This is a genomic window from Shewanella sp. MF05956 (assembly GCF_059758055.1).
This window is the reverse complement of sequence record NZ_JCAYNV010000023.1, coordinates 39809-46418: the sequence shown is the minus strand read 5'-3', so window position 1 is coordinate 46418 and position 6610 is coordinate 39809. Positions and strand designations below refer to the sequence as shown.

6 protein-coding genes are annotated in these 6610 nt (G+C 39.2%); 4 read left to right on the top strand and 2 right to left on the bottom strand.

The window, feature by feature from the left end; genetic code table 11:
- The first annotated feature begins 487 nt into the window (after positions 1 to 487).
- The 3 genes from AC19MX_RS19540 to AC19MX_RS19530 all read left to right on the top strand — a co-directional run bounded on the left by AC19MX_RS19540 (position 488) and on the right by AC19MX_RS19530 (position 3282).
- Positions 488 to 880, top strand: a complete 393-nt coding sequence (locus tag AC19MX_RS19540) for a hypothetical protein (RefSeq protein ID WP_124731067.1) — start codon at positions 488 to 490, stop codon at positions 878 to 880.
- A 421-nt stretch (positions 881 to 1301) separates the two neighbouring features.
- Positions 1302 to 2951: an RHS repeat domain-containing protein gene (locus AC19MX_RS19535; RefSeq protein ID WP_498299582.1), complete on the top strand. Its 1650-nt coding sequence runs from the start codon at positions 1302 to 1304 to the stop codon at positions 2949 to 2951.
- Complete coding sequence (locus tag AC19MX_RS19530) at positions 2944 to 3282, top strand: hypothetical protein (RefSeq protein WP_124731065.1); 339 nt, start codon at positions 2944 to 2946, stop codon at positions 3280 to 3282. Before AC19MX_RS19535 ends, AC19MX_RS19530 begins: the two co-directional genes overlap by 8 nt.
- 685 nt (positions 3283 to 3967) lie before the next feature.
- On the opposite strand, the gene AC19MX_RS19525 is transcribed toward AC19MX_RS19530, so the two are convergent.
- Together AC19MX_RS19525 and AC19MX_RS19520 are read right to left on the bottom strand one after the other, a co-directional pair.
- Positions 3968 to 4768 (bottom strand): peroxiredoxin family protein, encoded by an 801-nt coding sequence (locus AC19MX_RS19525; protein ID WP_498299581.1) that lies wholly within the window; start codon positions 4766 to 4768, stop codon positions 3968 to 3970.
- A 110-nt stretch (positions 4769 to 4878) separates the two neighbouring features.
- A complete protein-coding gene (locus AC19MX_RS19520) occupies positions 4879 to 5733 on the bottom strand; it encodes an alpha/beta fold hydrolase (protein WP_498299580.1) in 855 nt (284 codons plus the stop codon).
- 487 nt (positions 5734 to 6220) lie between these two features.
- Here AC19MX_RS19520 and AC19MX_RS19515 point away from each other — a divergent pair, with 487 nt between their 5' ends.
- Positions 6221 to 6526 (top strand): hypothetical protein, encoded by a 306-nt coding sequence (locus tag AC19MX_RS19515; RefSeq protein ID WP_498299584.1) that lies wholly within the window; start codon positions 6221 to 6223, stop codon positions 6524 to 6526.
- The last annotated feature ends 84 nt before the right edge of the window (positions 6527 to 6610 follow it).

The window sequence follows — 6610 nt, the reverse complement described above, 5'->3', positions numbered from 1 at the left end:
GAAATTCTCTTTGAAGTGGTCAATATGCATGGTGTGCTCCCGAAAAAAGGGAGTATAAGATCATAGCGAGATGTTAACGTCAAATAGTGCGTCAAATTGTTCAAAAAACATTCACGATCTCGCCCTGGGGTATTACCTGCATTAAGTGAACATTGTGAGCATATAGACCGAAGCGACGACAAGGCACCAAAAATTGTCAGCGCTAGCTGTGCGCTTAAGCATTAATTCTTGAAAAACCACCATCTTCCTTATACTTGATTGATATCAAGATTTTCTGCTGCTCCTAACTTCGAAAATAGTTAGTAAACTACTAATTTAAATCTAATGTATTAGTCATATTGATAGAAAGAGGTGAGTTGAGTATATCGACTATACCTCTCGCCAAAGCCATGAAAACGAGTTATGTTATTTGTTAAAAAATGGCTCCGTTTTTTTATATCACCACAACTTATAGTGATTTGAGGATAAGTGGATGTTAAGGATTTTGATGTTTTCAACTATCTTAATGGCATTAAGTGGATGTCTGCCAACGACCGATGTTGAAATAAGCTTCAATACTGACAAGTTAAATATTGAACAGCAATATATGGCCCTATGCACTAATCTTAAAGCATTGGGCTTTGTTAGTGATAATTATGAACAAGAAGACGAAAGTGCTAATAAATGTTGGATGGTGGGCAGTTATTACATTGATCTGAAGCGTGTAAGTAATGGATTGATAGGGCAATATGTTGAAGTTATGTTCAGGGAAGATGAACAGCAATCAAAGTTAACTTATTCTGAGGTAGGAGATTTTAAAATGACTGACATGGGAGTTGCCCAATTTGAAAAACTGAAGGTCATATTAACCGAGGTCGTAGGAAAGTATCGCATTAAATAAAGTACTTTAACATGGCCGTATGTACCCCTCCGGTGAGTCAAGATCATACTCTGCTCACCGAAGGCTTTTTGGCATTAGTTTTCTGTACAACATTCTCAGTCTTATCATTGCTTTTGATGCGACTTATTTACTGCTAGAAGCGGCTATACTGCCCTGATGTTTATAAAGACGGGGCTTAATAGTGAAATCTGAACCAATCATGCGTAATTACAATAATTAAGACACCCACAATTATTTCGTAACCAGCCGCTGGACTAAATTTGGTTCAATCCCTGGAAGCATTACCGACTTTACAGAAACGTATGGCTATGACTACCTGACAGACCGTTTAGAAGACAGGACAATTAGTATTGCGAATGGTAGTAAAACGTATCAAGATTTCAATTATGATGACTGGGGTAATATTAAATTTAAAACGGGTGTGGGCAATTACACCTACTATGCAACTAAACCGCACCAGCTTAATGAGGTCAAATCAGCCTCTGGAGCGCAATTATATAAGTTTTTTTACGATGCCAACGGCAATAGTAAAACTGATGGCACCCGCACCTTTACTTATGGTAGTTACGACAAGCCAACATTAATCACGAAAGCTGGCAGTAGTTCTACCATGAAATATGGGCCTGAGCGTGAGCTTATTTATAAATCTGATACGTATGTCGAAAATGGCAAAAATGTGACTTATCAGACAACCTATTTAGGTAATTATGAAAAGGTATATCGTACGGGTGGCGCAGGTACATTAACCGAGCATAAGTTTTATGTCGGCGATATTGTCTATACCCAACGAAGCAATGGTTCAACTGATACTTTTTATCTACACAAAGACCATCAAGGCTCGGTCATCGCCACAACCAATGGCAGTGGCGCAGTCGTCTCGCAAGCGATTTATGACCCATGGGGTAAACGTACCGCTGTGTATCTTCATAGTTCGTTGGCTAGTTTTACGACCAGCGAACCGACAGACAGAGGATATACAGGCCATAAGCACATAAAAGACTTAGATATTATTCATATGGGTGGGCGTATTTACGATTCAACCTTGGGTAGATTCTTGCAAGCAGATCCCTTTATTCAGGCACCGTTGAATAGCCAGAATTACAATCGTTATTCCTATGTGTTGAATAATCCGATGAGCTATACCGATCCGAGTGGTTATTTTTTCAGTGGGCTGAAAAAATTTGTTAAAAACTGGTGGAAACCTATTTTAGCTGTAGTTGCCGTTGTTGCTACTTATGGTGCTGCCACTAATTGGGTTGCGGGATGGGGAGCTACATGGGGAACTGCTGCAACAGCAACTTCGGCAGCAACATTAACTACGGCAGGTGGAATTGTAACTGGGGGAATAGCTGGCGGAGCCGGTGGCTTTGTTAGTGGAGCACTGATGACTGGAAGTCTAAAAGGTTCTCTAACAGGAGCTTTGAAAGGGGCATTTAGTGGTGCAATATTTGGTGGAATTGCTGCTCATTATGGTAATACATGGAACTTTTCTCGGGTGATGTCTAATAGCGTTGCAGGTGGTATTTCAGGTGAAGCTACAGGGGGGAGCTTCCGGGAAGGCTTTAAGCTTTCATTTGCTCTTTCTATGACTAGGTTAGGATGGGAACATATCAAGGAACGAACAAATATGTTGAAACTTAGAGCAACAAAAATTGAAGGTAATAGACCTCCTGTATATAACAAGCATGGTGAACTGATGACCTACTCAAATAGAGATATGTCGCAGATTGTAGGTACAGATGCTGGAGATGGTAACTGGTTTACAAATTTGACAAAAGATTCAGGTATGGAAGGAACCATATTTGAAAATAAAAGTTCAACATGGGCAAGAAGCATGAATGCTATTTCTAAAGGTCATGACTTTTGGAATTCTGATATTTCGAAATTAGTTGGTTTTCAAGGTTATGACTCTATGACTGGCATGGTACTTTCAGGGACTGAAACTTATAATACAGCTTTCCAAGCTTGGAGCTTAGCTGGGATGGTTCCAACAGCGGCTTATACAGGTATCGCAATGACAGCCAATGCTCCTTACATTTATGATTGGCACAGAAGAGAATATTATGAATAAACTATTTCCCTTATTTCTTGCTTTAAATACTATGTTGTTAGGTTGCACTAGTATCGACAACAGGTTTTTAGATATAAATGAAAACCACTATTATGCTGATTGGTTAAAAACAATTGAGGAATCTAATGGTGAAGGAGTATATTTTATTTTTGAAGCTGTTGATTTCTCAGAAACAGGTGAAAAAAAACCAAGTTTGAGAAGGTTGAAAAAACTAATTAGTCTTTTTAAAAATAAACCGAAAGAGTGTTTAGAGCATATGGAAATTATTGATGAATCAAGAAACCTGTATGAAGGCGGTGGTGAAACAATTTATATAAGGTGCGGGAAATAGCATAATAAAACCCTTAAATTTTGATTTCAAATAACTAAACCCAAAGAAGCTTTCTTCAACGGTACTAGTTGCCCGAAGGTTTGGCTTCTTTGGGAGCAAAGCAAACACTAACGAAAACCAGCGGGAGCTGGTTTTCTTTTTTCTGGCGTTTGGGGTTTGCACTTCGCTTCCTTTGGGTTGGTGCCAAAGCGAGCAGGCGCTTGTGGGCTAGTTGAGTTTAATCAGTCCCGTTCGACTTATACTTCATTATGATTAAATTTTTAGATGCACAAATTAGCGCTTTTAAAGGTCCATAATTATTGACTTATTTCAACTTCAGGAATAAAGTCAATCTTAGTTAACAATTGCAGAGTTTGATGGTGTAAAAATCTGCAACTAAATGAATTTAAACGACTATTTTAAATATTTAATTCGAGAGTCTGGGTTCAAATCCCTATCCCTCCGCCACATTCAAATAAAAAGGCTCATCAGAAATGATGAGCCTTTTTATTGGGCGAAAGATAGGACTTTGAACCCTAGGTTCCTCTTTATTACGAGCAAGCTATCCCTCAGCAAGATTTAAGACTAAATGCCAAATCGACAAACCTAAGGCTTAGAGGGTGTAACAGATTCTGTGTAACTGCAATTTAGTTAATATGCTTCAACAATGTCTACATTATCCAAGATTACTTAATGAAATTGGTTATTAATCTTTAGCAAAATTAGCTGCAACCGCACCCATTACGGCATCTTCGCTTGCACGTAAACGATAATCCTCTGATTGGTCAATCCATACAATTTTGCCGTTCTCATCGATTAATATCGACGTTGGAATAGACATCGGTTTATATTTCATTTTCCAAGGAAGGGGCATGGTAATACCAAAAATACTAATCAGCTCATCCGAGGTTGCGCCTAACGCTTTATGATGCTCAACGCCGTATTGTCGGATGATATTTAGTTCAGGATCTGACACCAACGTGTGGCTAATATTATCGCGTATTTTGTGGGTTTGTTGTTGTTCAGCGGTATCGTTAGAAATACCGACTATTTGAATGTTATATTTATCTAATTGAGGCTTAAGCGCTTCAAACATAACCAGCTCTGCCGAACAATAAGGGCACCATGAGCCTCGATAAAACTTCAATAATGTACGCTTACCTGCCAATGAGCTAGAGTCAAACGTTTTAGTTTTAAAGGCTAAAAGATCGTCACCTACCGCGATTTTAATATTACCAATAGGTGTTTCTGCTGTAGAAAGAAGAAAAGTAAATATCGCGCTGGTTGATAATACATAAAGCGCTATGACGATGATAAAAACCGTTGAAGCCACCGGTGTAGGCGTTGTAAAAAGTGTACTTATTGCCCACACCGACGATAAAGAGCTAATGGCCATTGCACTCTTAAGAAACACAGGATTCTTTGCTGCTTTGTTCTGCTTTAATTTAGAGAAGTAATGTACCAATGCAATATTTAATAAAACAAAACTAACGATAGAAAGCAGCATATTTTATGGTCCTAATATTATAAATAATGAGGAGTGATTCTTCATCTCCCACATAAAATCATTGAAGTTATCGTCCAGTTAAACGCTAACAAAGTGGTTTTTATAACGTCCTAGCCAAGTAGTAGCTTTAAGTACTCTTTCTCGGCATCAATTTGCAAGAAGTGACCCGCCTGTTCAATGTTATTGACCGTCACGTTTTTAAATGTATTTAGCAGGATTGAACCAGGACCTTCCCACGGTTGATTTGGATCTTGCATCGCCCAGATCAGGTTGACAGGAAGGTTTACTTTTTTCAATGCTTCCATGTTCGCTAGCGTATCTTCATTAGTTAAACTACGAAGCAGGTCTGCAAATTTAGCTCTACCCGTTTCAGTGTTTAGTTTTGAATCAAGAAATACCGTTTCCAGGACTTCATCAGTTATCTGTTGTTGATTGACAAACGTTGCACGAACCAAAGGGGCAAGTTGTTCTGCAAGCATTCCGGATTTTGCCGCTATTTCATACTGCTGTGCGTTTGCTGCATCAATCAGACCTTGCATTGCCGGTACAGGCCACGTATCTGCTGTTATCGCGTTGGATATGGTTGCTTTTTGAAAGACTGTTTCATTTGCTACCATCAAACCTTGAGCGACACCGCCACCAATATCATGAGCGACAAGCCAGATATTCTTCCAACCTTGCGCGATAATCCAGTCATTCAGTAAATCTGCACTTGCTTGAATACCATACTGGCTTTTATCAGACACTTTTGTTTCACCAAAACCAGGTAAGTCAGGCGCAACAACAAAGTAACCTCGAGCAGATAGCGCTTCAATGACTTTAGTCCAAAGTAATGCATTAGCCGGAATACCATGAATTAATAAAGCGACTGGGTTTCCTACCTTGCCAGCTTGAAGTACAGAAAGGTCGGCACCATTGACTCGGTATGATTCACGGCTGATTACGTCTGATTTAAATGCTGTCATGTCTTAATCCAATTGGTTATTTAAAATGTTGAAACTCGTAACAAGAAAACAAATTGATTGATTGTCTCTTCGTTGATGGGATGAACTATAAAGCAATATGAACAGTCGTTCAAGTATATTTTGATCGATCGCTCAATTTGCGATGGAACAGCATAAGGAACAGTATGATCACCCAACCAGATGGGTAATCGCAAGCACCCAACTAGGCTTTAGTTACTCTTAACTCAGACAGGTAATCTAAGATGGCCAGACCTAGACAGACTATCGTTAGCCTAGAAAATACGCCTTCTCCTGCAAATAGGAAGTGATCACTGTTGTTCACGGGGCGTAAGGCATTTCTATGTGGAATAGATAACTCAACAGGTGAGAGTTTTGAGCGTAGGTGTGAGTAGGTCGATTCACGCATTCTTGAATTGGCGACCATTTTTGCTATTGATATCTGTGCTTATGCACTCTTTTTAACAGGGCTGGGAGTCATCATTTGCATGTGGTGTTAAAAATAGATGCTGACAAAGCAAAAAAGTGGTCAGACAAAGAGAGACTGATTCAATGGAACAAAGGCTTTAAGGGCTCGTTACTTACACACAAATACCTAAAAGAAGAAGACCTTAACTCATTTGAACTTCAAACGGTTAATGAATGCATTACTGAATACCGTAAACGCTTAATTGATATCAGTTGGTTTATGCGCTCACTCCGTGAGCCCATCGCCAGAATGGCCAATAAAAATGATAAATGTACTGGTAGTTTTTGTGCGCTGCCACCCATAACACTCACCATTCGGGTCAGCTAAAGCTGTTCAAATATATTCCCGATAAATTTGTAGGAGGGCAGGTGTCTTTGTTGTTTGCATTTTATCCTTTCAATATATTTACAC

Bases quoted from the DNA above. Each gene is read 5' to 3' on its own strand.
- AC19MX_RS19540 (WP_124731067.1), top strand. From the start codon at position 488: ATGTTTTCAACTATCTTAATGGCATTAAGTGGATGTCTGCCAACGACC.
- AC19MX_RS19530 (WP_124731065.1), top strand. From the start codon at position 2,944: ATGAATAAACTATTTCCCTTATTTCTTGCTTTAAATACTATGTTGTTA.
- AC19MX_RS19520 (WP_498299580.1), bottom strand. From the start codon at position 5,733: ATGACAGCATTTAAATCAGACGTAATCAGCCGTGAATCATACCGAGTC.
- AC19MX_RS19525 (WP_498299581.1), bottom strand. From the start codon at position 4,768: ATGCTGCTTTCTATCGTTAGTTTTGTTTTATTAAATATTGCATTGGTA.